The organism is Metabacillus rhizosphaerae, from assembly GCF_037201795.1.
In the GTDB taxonomy this organism is placed as follows: domain Bacteria; phylum Bacillota; class Bacilli; order Bacillales; family Bacillaceae; genus Metabacillus; species Metabacillus rhizosphaerae.
Genome location: NZ_CP147403.1, coordinates 2,951,939 through 2,975,287, shown reverse-complemented (window position 1 = coordinate 2,975,287; position 23,349 = coordinate 2,951,939). Strand labels below are relative to the sequence as shown.

At 34.8% G+C, this 23,349-nt stretch carries 21 protein-coding genes and 1 pseudogene; 2 read left to right on the top strand and 20 right to left on the bottom strand.

What is annotated here, in order from left to right; genetic code table 11:
- Positions 1-24: 24 nt before the first annotated feature.
- The 3 genes from WCV66_RS14650 to WCV66_RS14640 all read right to left on the bottom strand — a co-directional run bounded on the left by WCV66_RS14650 (position 25) and on the right by WCV66_RS14640 (position 3,945).
- Complete coding sequence (locus WCV66_RS14650; protein ID WP_083964469.1) at positions 25-306, bottom strand: heavy-metal-associated domain-containing protein; 282 nt, start codon at positions 304-306, stop codon at positions 25-27.
- 272 nt (positions 307-578) lie between these two features.
- Entirely contained in the window at positions 579-2,627 is a 2,049-nt protein-coding gene (locus WCV66_RS14645) for a choice-of-anchor I family protein (protein WP_338785853.1), read from the bottom strand.
- Positions 2,628-2,775: 148 nt separating this feature from the next.
- The gene (locus WCV66_RS14640; protein WP_338785852.1) at positions 2,776-3,945 is read right to left on the bottom strand and encodes an LL-diaminopimelate aminotransferase; all 1,170 of its coding nucleotides are present in this window, start codon (positions 3,943-3,945) and stop codon (positions 2,776-2,778) included.
- 312 nt (positions 3,946-4,257) lie between these two features.
- Between WCV66_RS14640 and WCV66_RS26825 the strand changes: the two are divergent.
- Positions 4,258-4,524 (top strand): annotated as a pseudogene (locus WCV66_RS26825) (DUF3900 domain-containing protein); the annotation flags it as partial.
- Between the two features lie 114 nt (positions 4,525-4,638).
- Here WCV66_RS26825 and gerQ read toward each other — a convergent pair.
- The 13 genes from gerQ to WCV66_RS14575 all read right to left on the bottom strand — a co-directional run bounded on the left by gerQ (position 4,639) and on the right by WCV66_RS14575 (position 18,107).
- Positions 4,639-5,103 (bottom strand): spore coat protein GerQ, encoded by a 465-nt coding sequence (gene gerQ, locus WCV66_RS14635; RefSeq protein WP_338785851.1) that lies wholly within the window; start codon positions 5,101-5,103, stop codon positions 4,639-4,641.
- A gap of 23 nt (positions 5,104-5,126) precedes the next feature.
- A complete protein-coding gene (locus WCV66_RS14630) occupies positions 5,127-5,507 on the bottom strand; it encodes a cell wall hydrolase (protein WP_413789669.1) in 381 nt (126 codons plus the stop codon).
- A gap of 223 nt (positions 5,508-5,730) precedes the next feature.
- On the bottom strand, positions 5,731-6,828 hold the full coding sequence (locus WCV66_RS14625; protein WP_338785849.1) for a DnaD domain protein: 1,098 nt from the start codon (positions 6,826-6,828) through the stop codon (positions 5,731-5,733).
- A 350-nt stretch (positions 6,829-7,178) separates the two neighbouring features.
- A complete protein-coding gene (locus WCV66_RS14620) occupies positions 7,179-7,385 on the bottom strand; it encodes an EamA family transporter (protein ID WP_338785848.1) in 207 nt (68 codons plus the stop codon).
- 187 nt (positions 7,386-7,572) lie between these two features.
- Positions 7,573-9,297, bottom strand: coding sequence for a hypothetical protein (locus WCV66_RS14615; RefSeq protein ID WP_338785847.1), 1,725 nt, complete (start codon positions 9,295-9,297; stop codon positions 7,573-7,575).
- 450 nt (positions 9,298-9,747) lie between these two features.
- Positions 9,748-10,278 carry a GrpB family protein gene (locus WCV66_RS14610; protein WP_338785846.1) on the bottom strand — a complete coding sequence of 177 codons (531 nt, stop codon included), beginning with the start codon at positions 10,276-10,278 and terminating at the stop codon, positions 9,748-9,750.
- Between the two features lie 347 nt (positions 10,279-10,625).
- A complete protein-coding gene (locus WCV66_RS14605) occupies positions 10,626-11,258 on the bottom strand; it encodes a cell wall hydrolase (RefSeq protein WP_338785845.1) in 633 nt (210 codons plus the stop codon).
- Positions 11,259-11,513: 255 nt separating this feature from the next.
- Complete coding sequence (locus WCV66_RS14600; RefSeq protein ID WP_338785844.1) at positions 11,514-12,125, bottom strand: lysozyme inhibitor LprI family protein; 612 nt, start codon at positions 12,123-12,125, stop codon at positions 11,514-11,516.
- Between the two features lie 66 nt (positions 12,126-12,191).
- Positions 12,192-14,096 (bottom strand): asparagine synthase (glutamine-hydrolyzing), encoded by a 1,905-nt coding sequence (gene asnB, locus WCV66_RS14595; RefSeq protein WP_338785843.1) that lies wholly within the window; start codon positions 14,094-14,096, stop codon positions 12,192-12,194.
- 45 nt (positions 14,097-14,141) lie between these two features.
- The gene (locus tag WCV66_RS14590; RefSeq protein ID WP_338785842.1) at positions 14,142-15,521 is read right to left on the bottom strand and encodes a sensor histidine kinase; all 1,380 of its coding nucleotides are present in this window, start codon (positions 15,519-15,521) and stop codon (positions 14,142-14,144) included.
- A gap of 3 nt (positions 15,522-15,524) precedes the next feature.
- A complete protein-coding gene (locus WCV66_RS14585; RefSeq protein ID WP_338785841.1) occupies positions 15,525-16,217 on the bottom strand; it encodes a response regulator transcription factor in 693 nt (230 codons plus the stop codon).
- Between the two features lie 13 nt (positions 16,218-16,230).
- A complete protein-coding gene (locus tag WCV66_RS14580) occupies positions 16,231-17,490 on the bottom strand; it encodes a VCBS repeat-containing protein (RefSeq protein WP_338785840.1) in 1,260 nt (419 codons plus the stop codon).
- Between the two features lie 395 nt (positions 17,491-17,885).
- The gene (locus WCV66_RS14575) at positions 17,886-18,107 is read right to left on the bottom strand and encodes a YdbC family protein (protein ID WP_338785839.1); all 222 of its coding nucleotides are present in this window, start codon (positions 18,105-18,107) and stop codon (positions 17,886-17,888) included.
- A gap of 582 nt (positions 18,108-18,689) precedes the next feature.
- On the opposite strand from WCV66_RS14575, the gene yyaC reads away from it, so the two are divergent.
- The gene (yyaC, locus tag WCV66_RS14570) at positions 18,690-19,292 is read left to right on the top strand and encodes a spore protease YyaC (RefSeq protein WP_232328976.1); all 603 of its coding nucleotides are present in this window, start codon (positions 18,690-18,692) and stop codon (positions 19,290-19,292) included.
- A gap of 110 nt (positions 19,293-19,402) precedes the next feature.
- On the opposite strand, the gene WCV66_RS14565 is transcribed toward yyaC, so the two are convergent.
- The 4 genes from WCV66_RS14565 to WCV66_RS14550 all read right to left on the bottom strand — a co-directional run bounded on the left by WCV66_RS14565 (position 19,403) and on the right by WCV66_RS14550 (position 23,261).
- The gene (locus WCV66_RS14565; protein WP_338785837.1) at positions 19,403-20,065 is read right to left on the bottom strand and encodes a hypothetical protein; all 663 of its coding nucleotides are present in this window, start codon (positions 20,063-20,065) and stop codon (positions 19,403-19,405) included.
- A gap of 220 nt (positions 20,066-20,285) precedes the next feature.
- Positions 20,286-20,882, bottom strand: a complete 597-nt coding sequence (locus WCV66_RS14560) for an NAD(P)H-dependent oxidoreductase (RefSeq protein WP_338785835.1) — start codon at positions 20,880-20,882, stop codon at positions 20,286-20,288.
- Positions 20,883-21,330: 448 nt separating this feature from the next.
- Complete coding sequence (locus WCV66_RS14555; protein WP_338785834.1) at positions 21,331-22,308, bottom strand: ring-cleaving dioxygenase; 978 nt, start codon at positions 22,306-22,308, stop codon at positions 21,331-21,333.
- A gap of 497 nt (positions 22,309-22,805) precedes the next feature.
- Positions 22,806-23,261 carry an SRPBCC family protein gene (locus WCV66_RS14550; protein WP_338785833.1) on the bottom strand — a complete coding sequence of 152 codons (456 nt, stop codon included), beginning with the start codon at positions 23,259-23,261 and terminating at the stop codon, positions 22,806-22,808.
- Positions 23,262-23,349: the final 88 nt, after the last annotated feature.

The window sequence follows — 23,349 nt, the reverse complement described above, 5'->3', positions numbered from 1 at the left end:
CCATTAGATGTCTAAAACGAGAAGTTATTCCTTGATTTCCTTTATTATAGAACCTTGACTTTCTATCGCTTGTTTTACTTGAGTGGTATCAGTAATTTCTTCATTAAATTCAACCTTAAGATCACCATCATTCAAATCGATTAACGCTCTTTCAATCCCGTCCATTTTTGCAAGAAGGATCTCAATTTCATTGTAGCTCTCTTGATTACCTTCTCCTATTGAAAATGTAACTGTTTTCATCCTACTATTCATTCCTCTCTTTTTTAAAATTTCTGCTGATAAAGCTACTCTCTTTGTAATTTTCACTTACATAATAAGTCTCTTCTTTTTATATTTCTTAAATCTTTTTAAAGCAACAATCATTGGAGTGATGATTTAATACACAATCTACCTTTATATTCCCCTGTTTACAAAAAACTAACAGTTTATTAGCATTTTAAAAAATCAAATTTAAAAGAGTGCGCACTGAAAAAGTCCAATTTAGATAAAAAAAGCTAACGACCTCAAACAAATAGGTTGTTAGCTTTTTCATTCTAAGCCGAAGTTTATCCAAAGAGATAAAATCTCTATTTCGTTTATTACTCCACTCTATTTTTACGTTTATATAAGAAATACCCAATAACAACTAAAACAGATCCTAATAGCAAGAATGTGCTATTCATCGTTGCAGTATTAGGTAACTTTTCACCTTGTACTATTGATGTATCATTTGTTTGATTAGCACTAATTTCTTCTGTAGAGTTTTGTGTTTCCTCGTTTTCGATTTTATCCTCGTCCTGGTTGTTCTCAACAGGAGTCACAACGTCATTTTCATTCTGATCGGGTAATTCCTCATCAGATAGATCTTCTTCCGGTTCTTCTACATCGGGGTTTGGTGTTTCATCAACTGGCTTTTTTGGATTTTCTTCCTCTTCAGTTGGATCTTCTTCTTCAACAGGAGCATCAACTTCAATACCAATTTGGTATGCTGCTATTGTACCTGAAATCTCATGAGCAGCTAGTAAGATATTTTGACCTGTTGGACTTTTATCAGCTGGAATAAATGTTAATCCTTCAGGTGCAACGTCTCCACTTGCAGCTATAACAGCTTCATCTTCGTTAAAAACACGACTTGAAAAATAATGATTGAACGTAGGAGAATTTGGATTACTGATATTATAAATCATAATCCCACCTGTTCTTTCCAAACCAATAAAGGCATAAGCTCCACCTTGAACCTGTCCTACTGTAACAGTTTCCGGTTCTGGACCTTTATCATCACTGCGCGAATCAAAACCATTCTCATCGTTATTTGTATTAAAATATTCTTCTTTATAGACTTCCTTCGTTATTTCTTCAAAATCAGCTCCACTATCATAAGCAAGCTCTAGTGTATTGGCATTCCAAATCGAAAAGGAACGTGCACCAAAGCCATATATGGCTTCATAGTTTCCTTCTTGATTCATCGGTGCTGATGTTGTCGAGTTTAATCTTCCTAGATTTTCATCATTAAATAAACCTTCTGCAATTAACTGATCAAGCTCCTCTTGTGAATAGCCGTCAAATAAATCAGCATTCAAATCATATGAATCAACTAAATCCGCCACTCTTGCTTCTTCAGAAAATCCATCATAATCTTGAGCATCTCCTTCATTTGCTGACAAAATATAAGATTGACCATTTACTGTGTATGAAGCCATCCCGTCAGGTTGATACATTGATAATACTGGCCAATTGGTAATATTAATTTCGTCATCATCGTTCGAGGCATCAAGCTTGTTTTTCCCTACTGAAAAGTCTTTATAACCTAGGCTTTTGACTGTAACAAATTTCTTATTTTCAAGATCAAGCTTAGCAATCGCATTATTTTCCTGTAATGCAACATACGCATACTGATTTTGTTCATCAACAACGATATATTCAGGCTCTAAATCTTGCGAATATGTACTGTCTGGATGAACCTTTCTAACTCCAGCTTCAATAATTTCATCCGTAAAAGGAACCTGACTCACAGCTTGGTCATTTATAGATGCTGCACCAGCCGAAACATCAATTATACTGACAGTTCCTTCTGGATTAACAGAATAATCTCCATTCGGTTCACCTTCATTTGCAACTAATACCTTTGTTCCATCAGACGTAAATGTCAACATATCTGGTAAGGATCCAACACTAACATGTGAGAGGTAATCACCATCGGTTGTCATAAATACAACATGTCCAACATCAACTTTGTTTTCAGCAGGAGCAGCAACAGCAATATACTCACCATCTGGGTGGATCGCAACACTTGTTACATCTGATGCAGAAACACCTAAGTCAGCTAAAGTAATTTGTTTTATTCGCGGTAATTCCTGTTCACCAATTTTTAAGACAGATAAATCAATAATATCAAGAGCCTTTGCAGCTCCATTAACAGAAAAGGCACGATGTGTCACTGAATCATAAGCGACAATCTCTGTTCCACCTTCTCCAATTTCGGCTCCACTTGTATAACGACCTAATAACTCAACATGAAGGGCTTGTCCAGTGTCTCTTTGATATTTTGTCATTGGCTCAGCTGCACTTGTATTAACAGGGGTAAGCAATAGAGCACATGTAGCAGCAGCCAACATAGATTTAGTAATCATTTTTTGAATTCTTAACATATTATCCTCCTTAAAACTATTTAAGAAATATTCAGATAATATGAGTTTACTGTAGCTACATAAAGCAAATTCAAGAAAATTGTTATGTTTTTGTAAAATTTATCAATATTCGTCGTATTTTGGTGTAAAATCTTATGACCACCTGAGTCTACTTTTTAAAAATATTAGCTTCTTTAATAGAAGAAATAACCTTCTTAAGTTGTTCAGTATCACTCACCAATGCGATTCTTACATATCCTTCACCATTTGGACCAAATGCATGACCTGGTGTAACAACTACATTTGACTTATCGATTAGAGCATAGGTAAATTCAAGTGATGTAAACCCTGGTGGAATTTCTGCCCATATAAACATACCAGCATCAGGTTTGGTGATTTCCCACCCAATTTCTTTGAGCCCACTCACCAATATATCTCTTCTTTCTTGGTAAACTTTCCGGCTAGATTCACAAAATTCTGCCCCTTCCTCTAAAGCACGAATGGCAGCCTTTTGAACAGGTAAAAAAACACCATAATCTAAATTACTCTTCAGCTGATTCATCGCTTGGACAATTTGCTTATTCCCCGCTAAGAAACCAATACGACTCCCCGCCATATTATAATTTTTAGAAAACGAGGACATTTCCACACCAACGTCTTTGGCACCGTCGATCGATAAAAAACTAACAGGCTTATTACCTTCATAATAGAGCTCTGAGTAGGCAAAGTCATGTAGCACAAGAATATGATGCTTCTTCGCAAAAGCAACAACTTCATTAAAATACTCCTTGCTAGCTAAGGCTGGAACAGGATTTCCAGGAAAATTTAATATCATGATCTTAGCTTGTTCAGCAATTTCAGTAGGGATCATCGAAAGATCAGGCAAAAATTGATTTTCTTTTTTAAGCGGCATAAAATAAGGCTTCGCACCTGCCATCGCAATTCCTGCAGCATATGCCGTATAACCAGGATCAGGCACTAAAATGATATCACCAGGATTGGCAAAAACCATCGGAAAATGGACTAACCCATCTTGAGACCCCATAAGCAATAATACCTCTTGATCTGTTAAAATCACTTGATAGTTTCTCTTATAGAACGCTGACACTGCATGATTAAATTCGCTCGTTCCTGTTAACGAATAGCCATATTGATCGCCTTTAAGTACCTCTTCCGCTAATATCTTTGTTATGAAAGAAGGAGGTGCTAGATCTGGACTTCCGATACTTAAATCAATTATTGGGGCACCTTCAGAAATTTTTTGCTTTTTATATTGTGATAATTCACTAAAAATTGATGGTTGAAAAGAATGCATTCTATTTGATAATGTTATATTCATCTGAATCCCCCACATATTTCCCGAGTACGGTATAGTTGTATAATTATATTTTTTCTGAAAATAGTGTATCACATTTAGCTATTATGCAGGTATGTGAATATTTATGAACCTCATTAAAATTGAAGTCTTTTTACTGTTTTTCTATAATGGACAGGTTGAACAAATGTGCATTTAGGTGATGGAGAAACGGAATTTAAAGTAGGTTTTTTGTCCTTTTTTGTCATGGTTGTTTTCGCAAATTTTGTTGCTATTTAGGTGTACTATGCGGTTGATTACAGCGAGAGATGCTGGCATTCCGCAGTGCGGCGATGAGCTCTTCCTTCTAAAAATATGAAGTCGATCCAATCCCCCTACATGCCTGATAAAGGAATGATTGAAAGTAATGAACTTAAAACCCACCAAGATTCACATGCCCGCTTTTTTAAGACTCCTTGAATGTGTCGAATATGGGAGTCAATGCCTAAAATAATGAAAACACAGGTTATAACAATGGTTCAGAAACAATGTCTATGAAAAGTATGAGGAAACAGCGAAGAACATCAACAATTCGAGCAGGAAATAGAAATCTGGAAAGCAAGTCCAATGTGTGAAAATAAAAGAAGCCGAATTTCAATTTTAAATGTAGTTAAAACTAAAAACCCGCTTATTTCATTTTCCCAAAATGAAATAAGCGGGTTTTAGCGTTCTACAAACTCACTCCGATGTCGTCATAGACGCCTGGACTTCCGGATTAATTTCTGCCTGAGGGTAGTTAATTTGTTCATCGAATTCTACCCAGTCGAGATTTGCCATCATCAGCAGGAAGCGTTTGCCGCTGGACGGGTCGCTGATGATAATGTGGTCACGACCAGCTGTTTCTACGCGCCCTCGGTAAACCATTGCATTCCATTTGTTGTTACCTTGGTAAGTAAAGTAGAATGTACCGACCTTACCTTTGTTGAAGCGTAGGATATTTTCGATAAATGATTCTTCCATCACGCCTGCCAGAAGTTGCTGCCCAGTCCCTATTGGGACCACTGGAGCGGCAAACGAGGGCCCCGATGGCATAGTCGCCGGGAAGCCGCCAGGTTGTTGTGGGCTACTTGCCCGCGTCATGGAAGTTGGATAAAAACCAGGATAATAATTCATTGGATAATAATTATAGTCTCCACAAGTCATGAGAAGATTAACTCCTTTTTAATTTATCTATAAAACTCTGGGCAGTAGCCCGGTACCGCGACATAGAAGCAATGATTCTTGTGCGCAAATTCGAACTTCGTCATAGGGGATCTTGGCATCGTGGCGGTACAAGCAGCTCGGTATTTTTTCCCCGGACTGGGGTTAAAAAACCACAAACTCATTCTGGACCGAGGTTCCCTATGACCATGCAACAAATTCCTAGCCCTCTGGAGGTCAGCTTCGTTGGGACGTTGTGTATACAATGTTCCATTTAAGACGGGTTCGAAGTGAGGAATTCCAGTTCCAGGTATAGTTTGATAAATCGCATGTCTGATATTGCGCAACCCTTTAAAGTCAGGAGCACAGTCAGCCTCGACCCGATTGGCCACAACCGTTCCCACCATGCTCATCCCTTGGGCTCCCTCACCGATTGCTTCCGCTGTCATGAGCCTCGCTAACTCCTCCACGTCACGTGAAGTATGTTTTATTCGTCTACCCACTTTCTCACTCCTTTCGGCTTATACAAGTAACTTATTGCTTGAAGCTGGATTTGGAAACTTGGCTATCAGCCCAAACTCTGGAAATTTGCATCCTCAACGATTTCCATCCCCTGCTCAAACTACAAAATTAACCGCTCCAAATACAGTCCTCCAATAAAATCTTACTGTCAGGTGAGACCACTTTAAATTGATCCCTGTAAACAGGATCTAATTGAATGTAGTTTGGAGCTCTTGGTACATGAATGAAAAATTTATCAATCTTTACCTCGTTATATTTATTCACCTTCGCAGACCGATTCAGTTGCCTATACTTTGGGTCAGGCTTATGGTTCTCTTGATAAGAGTCAATTTCATCAACGGTCAGTAAAGATTCATTTTCCCGGTTTTTTAAGATACCCACCATATAGTTCTGCTTCCGCTTGTTATTAGCACAGACAATTGTCATTGCTTTTAAGATCACATTTTTCGGCTGTAAAAAGCTAGAATCATTTAACCAAGATAACAGCTGCTTTTTAGCATTCACGCTTGAAAAACCAAATCCATCGTTGTCCCAAAACTCAACACTTTCTTTCACATCGTTTGTTTTTTGATTTTGTGTTTGATCCTCTATGTATGGATTATTCTCTATATTTGGGTTAAAAGCTTTTTGTTGTTGTTGTTGTTTTTCTTTTTCTTTTTCTTTTTCTTTTTGTCCCCGTATCGTATAACGAGACACAGACGTATCGTTAATATCTTCATCCTTATCTGCATATGTATCCTGTTCATTTCGATCTTTCATTTCCTTGTCAGAGGACAATCTTTCATGCTCATAAAAAGATTCATATAGACTACGAATCTCCTGTTTTTGAATGGATTCCAAAACATATGGAATAAGCGAGGTATCCTCAACCTCTTTTAATTCCGTAAAAATACAATCCATAACCGGTTTTCCCCCTTTACAGAGGTTATCTTTTCCCCAGTTTTTAATGGCTAGTTCTCTTGTTTCAGGATTGTAACGAATCAATTTGTGATGCCGGACAAATCGTTCCATTAGAGACTGAACACTCTCAATCGAATACCCCAAATCGAAAGCCATTTGTTTCTTCGTTATTTGATAGATTCCAATTTGAGTTGTATTAGGATTCGTTAGAAGATAAAGGTAAAAATACCTATCCTCCGGGGTCATCTCTTCTAAAACAACCGGATTCTTCCAAAAATCAGTACGCACAATTCGATATTTTGCCATCTCAACCACTACCCTTTCTTTTAAGAAATTCCTTTCACTATATATATATAGGAAGAAACGAAAAGAGAGTAGCGCTTATTTCACATAAAAATTGTAAATATTTTGTGACGGTAAAATTCTGTGTACATTACACACTATTATTAAGCTATTAAAAAATTTGTATGATTTACTCAATTGGTTCATCTCAAGATAAATCCTCAATCAAATATTTCAAAATAAAGTTTTTTCTGCCAAAGGGAATTGAAAAATAGTATATCGTATTAAAATAAAGAAGAAGCCCTCTCACTTAAAAGTACTTCTATTACTACTAACTTATAGCTGCTTATTGACAGCATTCACCATGCTACTTATTACAATACCACTTTGCCTTTTTCTTCCCTTAGCTCGTTTTTCTTCGACCGCAACAATTCTCCAAATGCTGCACCTCCTAAAATCAACAAAGCCCCGGCTATTTGCACAAGACTTAACTTTTCTCCTAAAATGCTAGCTGAAAAATCCAATGCCGAGAGTGGCTCAAAATATCCGAGGATTGACACTGTAATATAAGAGGCGATCATACGTTACTATCCAAATCAAACTTATCGTTTTCTATCGTATTCTTAAAAAACAAAAAAACTCACAAAGGCTGATATATCAACGATTGCGAGTGTTTTATCTTATTTTCTATTCACAAATAGATACCAGTGGTCGGGGTCAAGTAGATAGTTTTATTATCACCAAACACCATTAAGAAAATTTTACCTATTATTTAATCCAAACACGAAAGGTTTTGTCTATTGGAGACACAAGGTTAACTTTAACTGCCTGCACATTGTTTAACTCACCAGCTCCTCCTATATTCTCTATCCAATGTTCATGAGTCCCAGTGTTCATATGAATATAGTTTTCACCTGACTGAAAGGTGAGTTCATCCCTTTTCCAAAAATACGTTCTTTCATTAACTCTAGTAATTTCATCGCCTTTAAGAAGACCATCAGTATTAAAAAGGAATTCTATCTGCATAAATACGTCTTCTCGATCGTCTGACTTCACATAGAGTTTCCATTCACTGTCACTAGTCTTCACTATATCGATCTCAACTTCGAATGTTTGGCTATGAGTTAATCCCCTGTGTTGGTGCGGTAGTAAATACCAAATACTTGTATCCTCCATATTAGCTAACTGCTGCTTCGGTATCGGGCCTCGATACCCTTTTTCCATCTGCTTTTTTAGACGATAACCATCATCTATTTTTTCGATTGTGTCAAATTCAATGATCCCAGGTGAAAAACTACTAGTTACTCTTACACCAAGTAGTTTTGCATTGCCTTTACGAAGAGAAAAAAACGACGCGTTTTTACTCATAATGGTTGCACTTTCCTCACTCTGTCGAAAACGAACAATGGGTGCTCCAAAGGACTCATGCATACTACTATGTTCAATTTTGGAGCCATGTCCAACTAGATTCATTTTCTTTAAGTTGTCGATTCCTGGGAAATCACCATTTATCAAGACTTCATAATTAGTCGGCAACGCTGTTTTACCAACCTTTTGCTCTTTTATAAAAGGGAACATCAGGTATCCTATCATAATATGATTATTAACTGGACCCATTTCTGATAGATTTTCAGCAGCTAAGTCTGACATGGCAGCATAAACCGGGTTATTGTCGTGAAAAGCCATTAAACGGCAGATTAAGTGATAAGGAGATAAATCGAAAACATTTCCAAAGTCCTGACGACCTGAATAATCTGTGACGACCTCTCCATCTGGATGAACAAGGTATTGCATCATATCAAGATTTTTCCTTACATAATCTAGCAATTTCGGTTTATTTCCTATCCGTGCCGTGTGATAAAGAAAAATGTTACTGACAGAATTATAGATCCCATTGCTCCGTTCCGTCCATTCTCCGTCTTTGGTAATGTCGATTCCTTCTGCTAGCCATTCCTCTACGCGATCTAATAATTCATCATTTCCAAAGATCGTATAAAGGTGGCATAAGGCAGAAGTTAGGACCCAGCGATGATTCGGAGTATGACATCCACCAGTCAGCATTGCCGGAATCGTTCTTTCAAGAAAAGACTTAACCTTACTAGTTAAACTGTCAGCTTCTAGACCACTATCATTTTTCAATAAATGATAAATGTGGGCAAATCCAGTTACTATAAATCCCGTATCAGGTGGGGAATGGTAATTGGTCCATCCCGGGGAAATTGTTCCATCCTCATGCTGTTGATCTAGCATGTAATCCAATGCTTTATCAATTCTTCTCGCTAATAGGTCATAATGATAAAATCGAGAGTCTGGGTTCACATAGGAGCTCAGCCAACTACCAAGCACACTTCCAACTCCAGTATGACTTGGACTAGGGATACCTGTTTTAGCATCTACCACGCCTCCAAAGTAACGACTCTCCTCATCATCTATTTGCTTTTCAAAAAAAATTTCTGTTAAATTATCGTTTAGTTCCACCATATTTTTATACAAAGATAATCACCACTTTTCTACTAAGTATTGAGCCAATTTAAACATGATAAAGTGATTCTGTTATTGGACCATCGTGAGAGCTTGACCAAGTTTTACAATTGCCTCTATTATGTTTATTTCATAAAAACAGGAGCATCATTCGGTTTTTGCATTATTTGTATACCCTTTTAACTTTTGGAGTGTAGCGATCAAATACAATGTCATATTCATTGTTTGTGTAACAATCATTCATTTCGTATGTACTCTGTTTCACCAGTTATTAACTTTACCATTTTGCATTTCCCCATATTTACAATTATTCCTTATTCCGTGAAACTATTGCAATTCTGTTATTATATTCGATTACAAAAAGCTAATCTCCTTTTAATAAAGCGGTTGTTTGATGTTTTCGCAAACTCTTGAAAATGTTAGCAAACTAATAACTGGTTTAGTTAAAAACGAAATCAAAGATTACCTTTCATTTTCACGCTCCCATTCAATTGCTTTCCGTTCCAAGTTTTCCACAAAATCACTATTACTGTATGCTTCAATGTCTTTAGGAAATTCAAGAGCAAGGCTTTCCTTCAACTTTCCATACTCAATTACGTCTTTTTTGTGTGATCTAAGATAATCACGAACCGCCAAATGGCGTTCAATTTCAAAATGATTATCATATTGAAACATATGTATTTGATGTGTCCTGTTTTCTCCACCTTTTCGAAAATATCTTCTTCCGTTAATCCCAAACTCTCCAAGTGGCTCATAACCTTTTTCAATCATGCTTTCATTAAAATGATCAACGTTTGAAATATCTTTTACGATTGGCATTATATCCATGATTGGTTTAGCTTTCAAATCGGTCACTGCTGTACTGCCTATATGATGTATCTCTACAAGTTCATCTTTTAATATCTCACTAATTAATTTTGCTTCTTTTTTGAATAATTGAGTCCAGTTTTCATTATAGTCTGTAATAATAATATTCATTGCACGGTTCACCATTTTTAATTTACCTCCTTCTCACTTCGACTATACTTTTATATAATCCAATATTCTATCATGATCCCGTTGTTGTCCATTGTTTTCACCTGTATGCAATAATGCACGAATAAGTATTCAGTTGTGTAAAATGAAGGCTCTTTTCTAAGAGATTGTTGCTTTTAATACAAAACTTTCAGGGGGATTGGAACGGATTGCGAGACTCCTGCGGGAGCAGCGGGACAGGTGAGACACCGCAGGCGTTTACGAAAACAGTCAATGAAAAAGAAGAATAATAAAAAAAGCACCCAATAGGTAGACTTTACTGTGTCTACTTTATAGGGTACTTTTTTATATCCTGTACACGCCCTTTAAATCGCAAATGCGTGATCTCCAATTGTTTTAACAACTTCACGAGTTAAAATCCAATCACTTGTTGCAGTTTCAGGGTTATAGAAGTACAGTAACTCATCATTTTTTTCTTGTTCCGCTAAAGCTTCTTTAACAGCTTTATGTGCTTCTTTATCAGCAGTTTCATTTATAGAACCATTTTGGACAGGTTCAAATGCATTCTCTTCATAAATAACTTCCTTAACTGTATCAGGGAATTCTTTGTGTTCAACTCGATTCAACACAACTGTTGCAACTGCTACTTTACCTTCATATGGCTCACCTTTTGCTTCTGCATGGACAAGACGAGCAAGAAGTTTCTTTTCTTTGTTTGTGATTTCCAAAGAATTTTCTTTATTTGAGACTTTTATAGAATTATCTTTGTTTTCAATCAAGCTCTTTGAGATTTTTGCTTTTTCTTTCTCATTTATAAAACGTAAGTCAATGGAGTCACTATCAACTTTTTCGATATCATATTTTTCCCATAATAATTTCAACGTGTCACCAGTCTGAATCGAATCTTCTGCTTGAGCATTTATTTGAGTTGTAGGAAATACTATATAAGAACCAATTACTAATGTAATTGTGATCACTAATTTTAATAATTTTTTCATTTTGTAAACCTCCTGTTTGTTTTTTTAGGATAAAACAGGGCCATCTACAAGGCTAACAGGTTTACAAGTGGATCACATTAGTGAATTATTGGCAGAATTACCATTCGTGTTTTTTTACAGCTAAATGTTTTCATTCTGTTAAATACAAAAAGCTTAAGGGAATTGTCCTCAAGCTTTTAAAATACCCTAAATATATTGGCACCAATGGTTGATAAATGTGAAGACCTTTCTGCCTACCAAAAATTCACTACGCTATTACTCCATATAACCTTCCACTAAATCATAACATCTCTCTTCAGTAATTATTGCTTGTGTGCTTATATATTCTAATGTTTCCATTGTTCCACCTTCAAACTTTAATGCTGCCTCCTTTGCTGTTAGATCTCTGTATTTTATCCATTCTCGTTGCTCTTCTCTTAACTTATCCATATCACTAGTAGAAAGTTGATTTTCGAGAACACCATAGATTTCATTTAAAAGAGCATCCCATCTTGATAATATTTCCGCTTGGGCCTGTGTCATTTCTAGTTGTGTTCCATTTTTTAATACTTCTTTAAATTCAGCTAAACCTTTTTCAACCTCATTAAGTTTTTTCATATATTCTTCTCTTTTATTTTCTACAACTGCATTTTCTTTTTCAACTTCTAACTCTTCAGTTGTATTGATGTTTACTTCCTCAATTTCTTCAACTTGTGCTGTATTATTATCTCCTTCCGTTTCGCTCTCTGTTATAGATGTTTCTTTTTTATCCGTATCTGCCAATTCTTCTTCAGTATTGGTAACTGGTTCCATTGCACTTTTATTTGTTTCATTGTTACATCCAACTAATAGTAAAAAAATCACGAACATTCCAAATATTTTCTTCATATCAACATTTCTTCACTTTCTTTAATCAATTTTATATTGTTATTACTTTTCTTTATATCCCACTAACTATACGAACGATAATGCATTTTCTTGCTTCTCAATTGCTAGGTTTTTAAATTGGTGTGGCTCCTCAATATAAACCTGATGCCAAATCATAAAAATTAAAACTGTCCAGATCTTCCGGCTATGATCCCTAAATCCTCTTTGATGTTCAGATAGTAGAAATAAGAGGAAATTCTTTTCAAATAAGTGATTCGTTCGGCTTTCAATTATTAATTGATACGCCCAATCAAACAACTCATTTTGTAACCAATGTCTGATAGGTACAGGAAACCCGAGCTTTTTTCTATTTAGAACAGAATAAGGGATAATTCCTTCCATAGCTTTCCTAAAGATATATTTTGTTTGCTGATTTGTAACAGTCAGGGAAGATTTTAGTTGAGATGCTACTTTATACACTTCTTTGTCTAAAAATGGAACTCGTAGCTCTAAAGAATGAGCCATCGTCATTCTATCTGCTTTCACAAGGATATCACCACGTAACCAAGTATGTAGGTCAATAAACTGCATTTTTTGTACATCATGCAAATGGCGAATGCTTTGATAGTAATCTTTGGTCACAGTTTTAAAATCCCATTCATCATGGTAGTTTTTCAGTAGCTGTTCTTTTTCAGATTCATTAAATATTTTTGCGTTGCCAATATATCGACTTTCAAGGTTTGTTGTTCCTCTTTCAATATAACTCTTCCCTTTTGTTCCTTCTGGTAACATGCTAGCCATTACATTCCAACTTTTTCTCATACTCCTTGGAAAATAGTTAAAATATTTTAGCGCATGTGGCTCTTGATAGATGTTATAACCTCCGAACAATTCATCTGCTCCTTCTCCCGAAAGAACAACTTTAACATGCTTTCTAGCCTCGCGAGCAATAAAATATAAGGGAACTAAAGCTGGATCGGCAACTGGTTCATCTAGATGCCAGACAATTTTGGGAAGTTCTTTTATTAGCTCTTCTGGCTTTACAACATAATGAATATTTTCTACATCTAATTCATATGCTGTTTGTTGCGCTAATTCAATTTCACTGAATCCCTCTCTTTCAAAACCAACAGTAAATGTCTTAATTTTCGGATGAACTTTACTAGCCAAAGCTACAATACTCGATGAATCAATACCCCCAGATAAAAATGCCCCAACAGGCACATCACTTCGTAAATGCATATCGACAGAATCTCTCAAGACATCTTGAATCTTTTTCACTTCTTGCCCAAATGGTTTATCGATTGGACAAAAGGTTGGTTTAAAATAGGATTGGATCTTCATTGGACAACCCAACTTTTTTGTAAAAAAGCTTCCAGGCTCCAATCTACTAATTTCTATAGATAAAGTACTAGGTTCAGGCACATATTGATATGTTAAGTAATGATGTAAGGACTCCATATCTATGATACTCTCACCTTTTAATGCAAGGAGAATGCTTTTCTTTTCCGAACTACAGTAAAAGTCACTCTGAGTTTCATAATAAAAGAAAGGCTTGATTCCAAAATGATCTCTTGCACCGAATAATTCTTTTTTCTCTTTGTCCCAAATGATAAAGCTAAACATCCCTCGTAATTCGTTTACTACTCTTTCACCTATGTGGCTGTATAATGCCACAATTACCTCTGTGTCAGAATCTGTATTGAACGTGTAACCCTTCTTCATTAAACTTTGTTTTAGCTCTAGATAATTATAAATTTCTCCATTAAATGTAATCCAATATCTATCTTCATAAGATTGGGGCTGACTACCACTTTCCACATCAATAATACTTAACCTTCTAAATCCTAGATGAATATGATCATCAAAATAATAACCTACATCATCAGGACCACGATGTGTGATCATCGAAGTCATGTCCATTGTTGTCAGCTTCTTTTCATGAGGATTTTCATTAAAATTTGTACTCATAAATCCTATAAAACCACACATAAATATAATCCCTACCTTCTAATTTGGTCATCATTTTTGTCTTGTTCATTGTTCATTCCTATTTATTGGTAAACAAACAATTACAATTGTTCCTTTCCCATACTCACTTTTAACTTCGATTGTTCCCTCATGCTTATTGATAATATTGCGGGAAATAGCTAATCCAATCCCTGCACCAATTGATTTTGAATCAATTTTGTAAAAAGAATCCATTATATAATTTATTTTATCTTGGTGTATCCCAATTCCGTAATCTTGGATCTTTAGTATGACCATTTTTTCACTCACATCCTGGTAGATTTGAATTTCACTACCTTTTTCAGAAAACTTAATGGCATTATCCAACAAATTTAATAATACTTGTCTTATCTTGTCGCCATCAGCATGGATTAAAACAGGACTACATTCTAGCTTAATCTGTAGGTTTTTCTCGTTAGCTTTTTTTTGCAGCTGTAACACTACATCCTTAATGAGCGTATCAAATTCCAGCAAGGTTGGAACAAGTGTGACTCGATTTGACTCATATCTTGAGAAGTCTAATAGATCTTCCACTAATTTCATGAGGCGTTCAGATTCACTATTGATCATACGCAAGCCGAATTTTGCTTCTTCTTCCGTTAAACCATCAGGTGATTCCATGGTCTCTACCCACCCCTTTATCCCTGTCAAAGGCGTCCTAAGTTCATGTGAAATTGAAGAGATGAAATCAGTCTTTAACCGATCCATTTTGACAATCTCTTCAGCCATAAAATTAAGCGTTCTCGACATTTCGCCAAGTTCATGTGGATAGATATCTTTTATTCTTTTCTCAAACCGACCCTTTGACATTTCACGAGTAAGCTGAATAATTTCATTAAAAGGTCTCACAATTGAATCGGCAAGACGAAGACTAACAAGAAAGACAATTACTGCAACACCTAGACATATCATTAACCCATAACCAAGTAAACTATTAATTATCTCCTGTACATTAGTCAAAGATGAGGCATAACGAAGTACTCCCACTACTTGTCCTTCCGACATTAGAGGTGTGTAAACTGCTAAAACTTTCTCTCCTGACTTTTCAAGCTTTTCTTTCTTATATATAGTGCTATATGAAAAGACATTAGGATCTATGGAGTAGGTTTGTTTTTCGTAAAAGCCTGTTGATGATTGTAAAAGTTCGCCTTTATTATTTAATAATTGTAGTTCAGCTCCGTCGTATTGATAGCTTTTCATCACTAGATCACTGTATTCCTCAAGACTCCCACTCTTTTGTTCATTTTCCTCTGTCCAAATAGGATTGATTGCTTCGACATGGTTTTGAAAAGCATTGGCTATTCCTTGGTAGTAATACTTTGTCAACGCGACCCCAAATACAGTCATGACTAAACCTAAAGTCAAGATAATGATGATCATAAAATATAAAATGACTTTTCTTTTCATCGGCTAACCATTCCATATATATCCATGTCCCCATTCAGTACATAAATGAACGGGAGATGATGGATCGGTCTCTATTTTTTGACGAATTCGTCTTATATTTACGTCGACCACTTTTAAATCACCTACATAGTTTTTCCCCCATACTTCATCTAATAATTCATCTCTTGTATATACTCTGTTTTGATGACTCATTAATAAATGAAGGATCGAGTATTCAGTTGGTGTTAATTTGATATTTCTTCCCGAGGATAATAACTTTTTATTTTTCACATCTAACTGAAAGTGATCTGATTCAAGTATTTCACTGTTTTCCAATGAAACTCTGTAGTTTAGATTTATCCTACGCATAAGCGAGAAAATTCTTGCTTCTAGTTCCACCAAGCTGAATGGTTTAAACAAGTAATCATCGGCTCCCATTACAAGCCCCTCCACTTTATCTTTCTCTTGAGTTCTTGCCGTTAGCATTATAATGCCCACTGACTGATTTACCTTTCTAATTTCTTGACAAACTTCAAATCCATCTATTCCTGGAAGCATAAGGTCGAGCAAAACGATATCAAATGCTTCCCTTTGGAACAACCTCAATGCTTCTTCCCCTGTTTCTGCTTCGCTTACTTCATATCTCTTCTTTTTCAGATTTAAGCTGACAAAACTTCGTATAGATAACTCATCTTCAACAACAAGGATTCTATTCATTTTCTTCCCTCACTTAAAACTCATTTTCCAGCAGATGAAATTGATCAAAAGGAAACGTTTGATTTTCCTTCATATCTGAATAAAAAATGGTATCCTTTGTTTCCTTCAAAACTTTTTTTGAAGAATCCCATGATTTTTCGCTCGCCCATTTCACTTCAAACACAAGCTGTTCATTTGAAATAGATATTAATTGAATACCATTTTGAATCTCTTCTATAGTGACCTTTCCATGCCATGCAGAAGGAATCTTTATGTAAAACCTGCGTACTCGATCGGTAAACCGTTCCTCAACCTTTTTCGAGGCTCCATCTATTGAATACGTGGAATAAAATTCTATAAAGGGAATTTGTGAAAACTCAGTATCCTCCCAACCTTTAGGGATATACATCCCACCTACATCAGTTACGCCGTCTCCATTAATATCTTTGCTATAGAGAGGGTAATCTTTATATGTAATACCACCATTCTCGTCCCCAACATTCACAAGTTCACCATTATCAAATGCAATAATTTCAGTAAGCATTGAATGAACACCTATCGCACTATCTATAAATAATGCCTTATGACCATCGTTTAATTTTCCACTCACGATCTTCTCATGAAATGAAAAACTGTTTAAACTAATGACTGAGCGTGATCTAAGTTCACCTTTTTGATAATAAAACATTTCTGCAGTGAAAGATTCTCTCCTTTTCCCATTTATAAGAAGAACATCCTTTTTCTCATCTCCATCGTAGTCTGCAATGTCTATTTCATCAAAGCTTTGCTCAATTTCTTTCTTTAGCCCCTTTGTATCCCACTTATAAATAACTAGCTGTTTCTCAGTTTCAAAATCAGTTGCACCACCTAAACCAATGACCATTTCCATTACTCCATCACTATCCAAATCTTGTAGACTAAAATAATCAAGAGTGTGATAATTCGTTTCGATAGCTGATAACTCTGTCCAATCTTCCTTACTTTCTTGAAGTACGAGTAATTGAACTTGTTGGTTTCCCTTTAAACTTCTATATAAAATGAATGCTTCTTGTTTCCCATCACCGTTTATATCTCTCATAAAAATTGACTGATTTGTAGCACCTTGTTTTGCTGTCATAAACTCAATTTCAGATGGTAAAAGTTGATTTAACTTATGCTGCAATTTAATTTTTTTCACATCTTGTGGTTGAGGAGATTCAATTAGCTCACTTGGAGATTTGACCATACTACAACCTGATAACAAAATTCCAAGAGAGATATACAATAATAACTTCCATGTCCCTCTATTTTCCACCCAGCACACTCCTATCTACTTATTTACAGATCGGAACCGCACTAACGGTTGATCCATAATGGAATATCTTCATTATAAAAGTCTTAATTAATTAAAGAGTTACAAAAAAGTTACAATATTCATGGTAATATGCATTTAACGTGACCTAAGTATTACATTTGTAATGGATATTGTCACCAAATGACGCTTTATAGATTATTTTGCTTGCTCATCAATTCATATTAAAACAAGGCTTCTATCCATAAGAAATTTACAAACCATCTACAGTTGTTAGTTGTCTTATCAGATTATTATGAGCAGCAAGTATCAATGCCTTTGAGCGCAATAAATACTGTTTAACACAAAAAAACAGGAGCGGATTATCTATCGCCCCTGTCTAATTGTTTTGCTTATTATTATATGTCCATTCCATTCAATAGCTCTTTTAATTGAATTAACTCATCTTTAGATAATGTAATTCCTTTACCCATCTTTTCGTTATCTTGATCCCAATCACGCAAATCATATTTTGGGTCACGGTCATTCCAGCTCATTAGATTTAATTCCTTCTTCCACCCTTTTGCGCCTTCTGAAATTGTTCCAATCTTTTCTATTATTTCGAATTTTAAATTAGCCATATGTATCATCCCTTCCAACTGTTTAATATTATTTTCTCATAGTGGATTATCCTAACACAATATCTCCTTCTTTTTAAAAATTTTATATTATACTTCACTCTGTTAAACTTGATTGCTTTTTACCTCTACATGCGTCAACAATTCGCAAAAAAACAGTGAGCCTTAAACTAAATAAAAAACGAAAATTAAGGGTGCACTACATCTCAATTATTTAGCTTTTACTTCCTAACTTTCATATAAAAAAAGCTTACTTAAGCTCATTTATTAGCAGCATTAGCAAGCATTCTCGTACATTAATTATGTCACATTTTAATTTTTGCTTTTATATTCAATGAGCTAGTCACTTTACCAATAATAATCTTCATCAGAACAACAAATCATTCTAGGATCAAGCAAAACGTTTATTAGGTACTTATTCTATTAATCAAATTATAGAAGGAATTTTAATATGAATAAAGAATATTAAATTATAATGTAAAATAAAATAACGATCAAAAATTCTAAAAAATACAAGAATATGAAAGCGTTTTACACAGAGAGATCGGTGAACTACTGAAAATATTGGTGAGGGGAAATAACAACATGTATAAACAGAATGATATGGACACAAGAATTTCAATGCTTGAGGGAATTATCCCATATAGTCATAAGCTAGCACCGCTGTTTATTCGTAACACCTTGTATAATTTAATTCCAGAAGGGACGGAGCATATATATGTCGTAGGCATTGGTTCTAACCTAATTAATGGCGACAGCCTTGGTCCATTTGTTGGAACCTTACTTCAAGACATGTATCCAAATCACTTAACTGTATTGGGAAATCTAAAATCTCCCTTAGATGCCACAACCATTGTCCCAAGATTTTCGGGTATTGCCTTACCAAATAATAGCTTTGTTGTTGCAATTGATAGTGTACTTGGTTCAGAAGGGATCGTTAACACGATTGTTGTTCGTGAAGGCTCTTTGCGCCCTGGGAGTGGTCTTGGCCATAACCTTCCATCTATTGGAGATTGTAGCGTAATGGGAGTGGTCCTCGAAAATGATCCAGCTGTAGAATCTTCTCTATTTTATACGAATCTCCATCTTATATATACAATGGCTACAAATATTGCAAAAGGTATATCACTTGCGATTAGACAATATTTTAAATATCCATCTGATCACCCAATTTTGTTAATTAGTTAGCTATAGATATTATTGAAAAAAGTAAAATTTATATAACTAACCATATATCCTTCCTTGAAGTACAAATAGACGTAAACCATTTATGGATTATGCCTATTTGTGATGAAACACTAAGATTTAGTTGTAAAATTACCTACTGAAGAATTAGCTAGTTCCTTTTCTTTCATACCTGGAATACCTTGTTCATCAAGTAATAAAATCATTCGTTCAAGATAATCAGTATCTTTTACAACAATATAATTTTGAGGGAATAACTCTTTCTTTATTTTAAATGTCATTTTATAAGCGTTGTTCACACGATCATCAAGCCCGTAAAGCTCGTGCCACCGGACAATTTTTTCTATTTGATAATTCTTTATTTGATTTGAAGAATAGAACTTACTATTGAGAATGATTCCTTTTGATAAGATGAACAGATTTCCACGATGCTTAATCGAGTTAATGATCACAATAAACAAATAGACAACACTAAAGAAGGAGGATCCTAACCATTCTGTTGCAAGAACAATCCACAATAGAACCAATAACAATAAAAGGGCAATAAGGGTTCCCCATTTCACATATTGATAGGATTTCGTATTCTTTGCAAGAGGTTCCATTTTCTCCCATTCAATTGGAAGGAGAATACTATTAAACTCATCGTCTATTTTTGGATATAGTGCATCCTTAGATAAATCAGCTGCTTTCTTTATCCTTAATCGATAATTGATTAGATAATATACACCAAGTATGAACATAATTGTAAACAAGATATTAATTACCAATTTTTTCACACCTTCTTTCTTTAAAAAAAAATGGTACTAAAAGTAGATGGATGATCTGTTCTATATATATGTAGATGTGTTACTTTAACTCTATTTACCATATTATGCTAACATATTTTCCAATTAAATGCTCATTTTATAAAAATATCCTGAGGATTTTTATTCTAATCATAGAAAAAAAGAGAGGATTAACATCCTCCCTCCCATGTATAACGATTTGTCATTTATTTTATCTCAATGTTTTTAGTGCTCCACTCCATGCAATAACTTGGTCTAGCATACCATTAACATTATCAAGATGTAATTCAGCTGGCTTGAAAACACTTCCGTTTTCAAAATCTGTAAATAGTGACAATGTAGGATGTGTGCGAACGTCTGCAACTAGTAATTCACCTAAGATCCCACGAAGATGTTCTGCTGCACGAGCTCCACCTGTTGAACCGTAGCTCACAATACCTGCAGCTTTATTGTTCCACTCCACACGAGCTAGATCAAGTGCATTTTTCAAAGCTCCTGTGATACTGTGATTGTATTCTTGTGTAATAAATACGAATCCATCTAAACTAGCAAGTTTTTCTGACCAAGCTTTTATTCCTGGTTCTTGACCATCTGTTTCACCTAAAAATGGTAATTTGAATTCCGCAATATCTACGATTTCATAATTTGCATCTTCACGTTTGTCCGCAATTCCTTTCACCCATTCTCCTACTTGTGGACTTAATCGTCCTTGACGTGTACTTCCTAAGATAATTCCAATGTTTAATTTTGTCATTGTTTTTTCCTCCTTATGTTTAGATCCACCAAATAATTTCTCTATAATGCCCATCTTCTGCACCGCCTAAAATATTGTTTGTTCTCATTTGATATTTTTAAATTTTATCAACCCCTTTAATTTGGAGGTTTAAATTCTGCTGTTTAAAGTTTTCCTAAGATCACTTTTACCTTCATTTAAAGAATTTTTAATTTGAGATAAAAAATAAAAATTTTTATGCTTTGAAATTAAAATGACACAGAGTCCTATTTCTAAATCTTATCAACTTCATTAATAGCTTAAAATATATATATCCTAAATTTAAATATCTTGAATATGAGATAATTTTAATGGATTTTTCTTCTTTTGTCAACTTATTAGATCTGTAACATTATTAATATCATAAATTGTGAGGTTATTACTTTTTGTAACAATGCTTCCTAGAGATGAAACATCTATTAGGAAGCTCTTTAATATACATAATACTTAGCATAATAATTTATCTAAAATAGTAAATTATTCATTATTCTTTAATGAATTCTTTTGTGCTTCTTACAGTATCAATTGGGCGAACTAAACTTTCAATTTGTTCACGTTTTGGCTCTAAGAATGGAGGTAAAGATAATTTTTCTCCAAGTGTTTCATAAGGTTCATCTCCCATAAATCCTGGACCATCTGTTGCAAACTCAAATAGAATTTGTGGAGCAACTCTTGTGTACAATGACTCAAAAAAGTGACGATTAACATATCCTGAGGTTTGGAATCCGAAGCTTTCCATACGATTAATCCATTCTTCTAGAACTGCTCGGTCTTCAACACGGAATGCCGCATGGTGAACTGTACCAAAACCTTGTCTAGCTTGAGGTAGAATTGCATTATATTCTACTACTACTTGGGCACCATTTCCTCCTTCACCAACCTCAAATAAATGAAATGATCCTGACTGATCTATTTCTTTAAATAATAGAACTTTTTCCAACATTTCTTTAAAGTATTCGAAATTAGCGATACGGATAAAAATTGGCCCTAGACCAGTTATTGCAAACTTAAGAGGAATCGGTCCATTTTGCCATGGTGAACCAGATGCTACACCTTCATTATTCTCATCTGAAATCAATTGGTATTCTTGGTCATCAAAATCAACAAATGAAAGCGTCTGTTTACCAAATTGTTCTTTCACCCCTGTATGCTTTACCTCTAAACTATCTAAACGTTTTACCCAATAATCTAACGCAGCATCACTTGGTACCCGAAAAGATGTTTTATATATCTCATTTGTACCATGTACACCTTTGGGAATGCCAGGGAAGTCAAAGAAAGTCATATCTGTGCCTGCACTACCTTTGTCATCCGCGAAAAATAAGTGGTATGTTTGAATATCATCTTGGTTAACAGTTTTCTTTACTAAACGCATTCCTAAAACATAAGTGAAAAATTCATAGTTCTTTTCTGCACTACTTGTAATGGCTGTTACATGGTGTAATCCTTTTAATTCATTCACTTTAATTTCCTCCAATTAAGCTACAAACATAGCTCTATAGTGTCGAACTGTGTACTAGCCCTTTTCTGAGTTTTTTTACTTTAAAGGGACAGTGAATAATTGTTAATATATTTTTCGATGTTATTGAATTGACTATTCAAAATATAAAGAGATAATTACTTGTGGTATTATCTCAGATTCAGATATCCTTATTTCGAGATAAATATATCACAAATAAAATTCCGTTGTCAATAACAAAGCTTTTAATTAACTTTTAAGAACAAGCTTCGTTCAATTTAGAGATTGATGTTATAACACGAACCTGTGGAAGGTTGATTGGAGCGGAAATCAACCTCACCACACCACTTGGTACATAGCAACAAAGTTTAGCGAGTTAGCCTTTTAATTAATTCTATTACTAAGCTACATTCTTTTTCATAGTAAAAAAGACATCCTACCTACATAGGATGCCTAAATACGGACAGATTTTTCTATACTTGATTAATTCTTACTAACAACTATCTTATCGCATGTTCATCTTCTTTTATTTTAGCTATTATCGCTTCAGTCAATTCCTTCGTCAATTCATTTAAATTTTTCTTAAGCTTAGAATTAATTAATTTCGCCATTTTGCCTTCAGGTGTGATTTCTAGATACCCAGTCATCAGAGTGTTGTTCGTATCAATTATTTGTGCTTCGAAATAACCTTTTCCAGTCATTTTTTCATTGATACCAGTTAGATTAAAAATAACCTTTTTAGGTTTAATCCAATCTGTGATATCAACTTTTAATTCTACCTTCTTCTTAATAACCCCTAAATCGGTTTTGAACTTCCAAATTGACTCGCTATCATTTAAAATCTCATGCTCAATATATCCAGGTACAAGAGGTGCCCAATTGTCCATTACACTTACAAAGTCCCATATTGATTGGATCGGCATATTAACTTCAACTTTATATAACTCACTTGGCATTTGATGATCCCCACTTTCGTTTAGCAAATGATGTAAAATGATTCGACGTAGTCACGAAAGAATCTTCATTCTGAACTTATTCAAACCA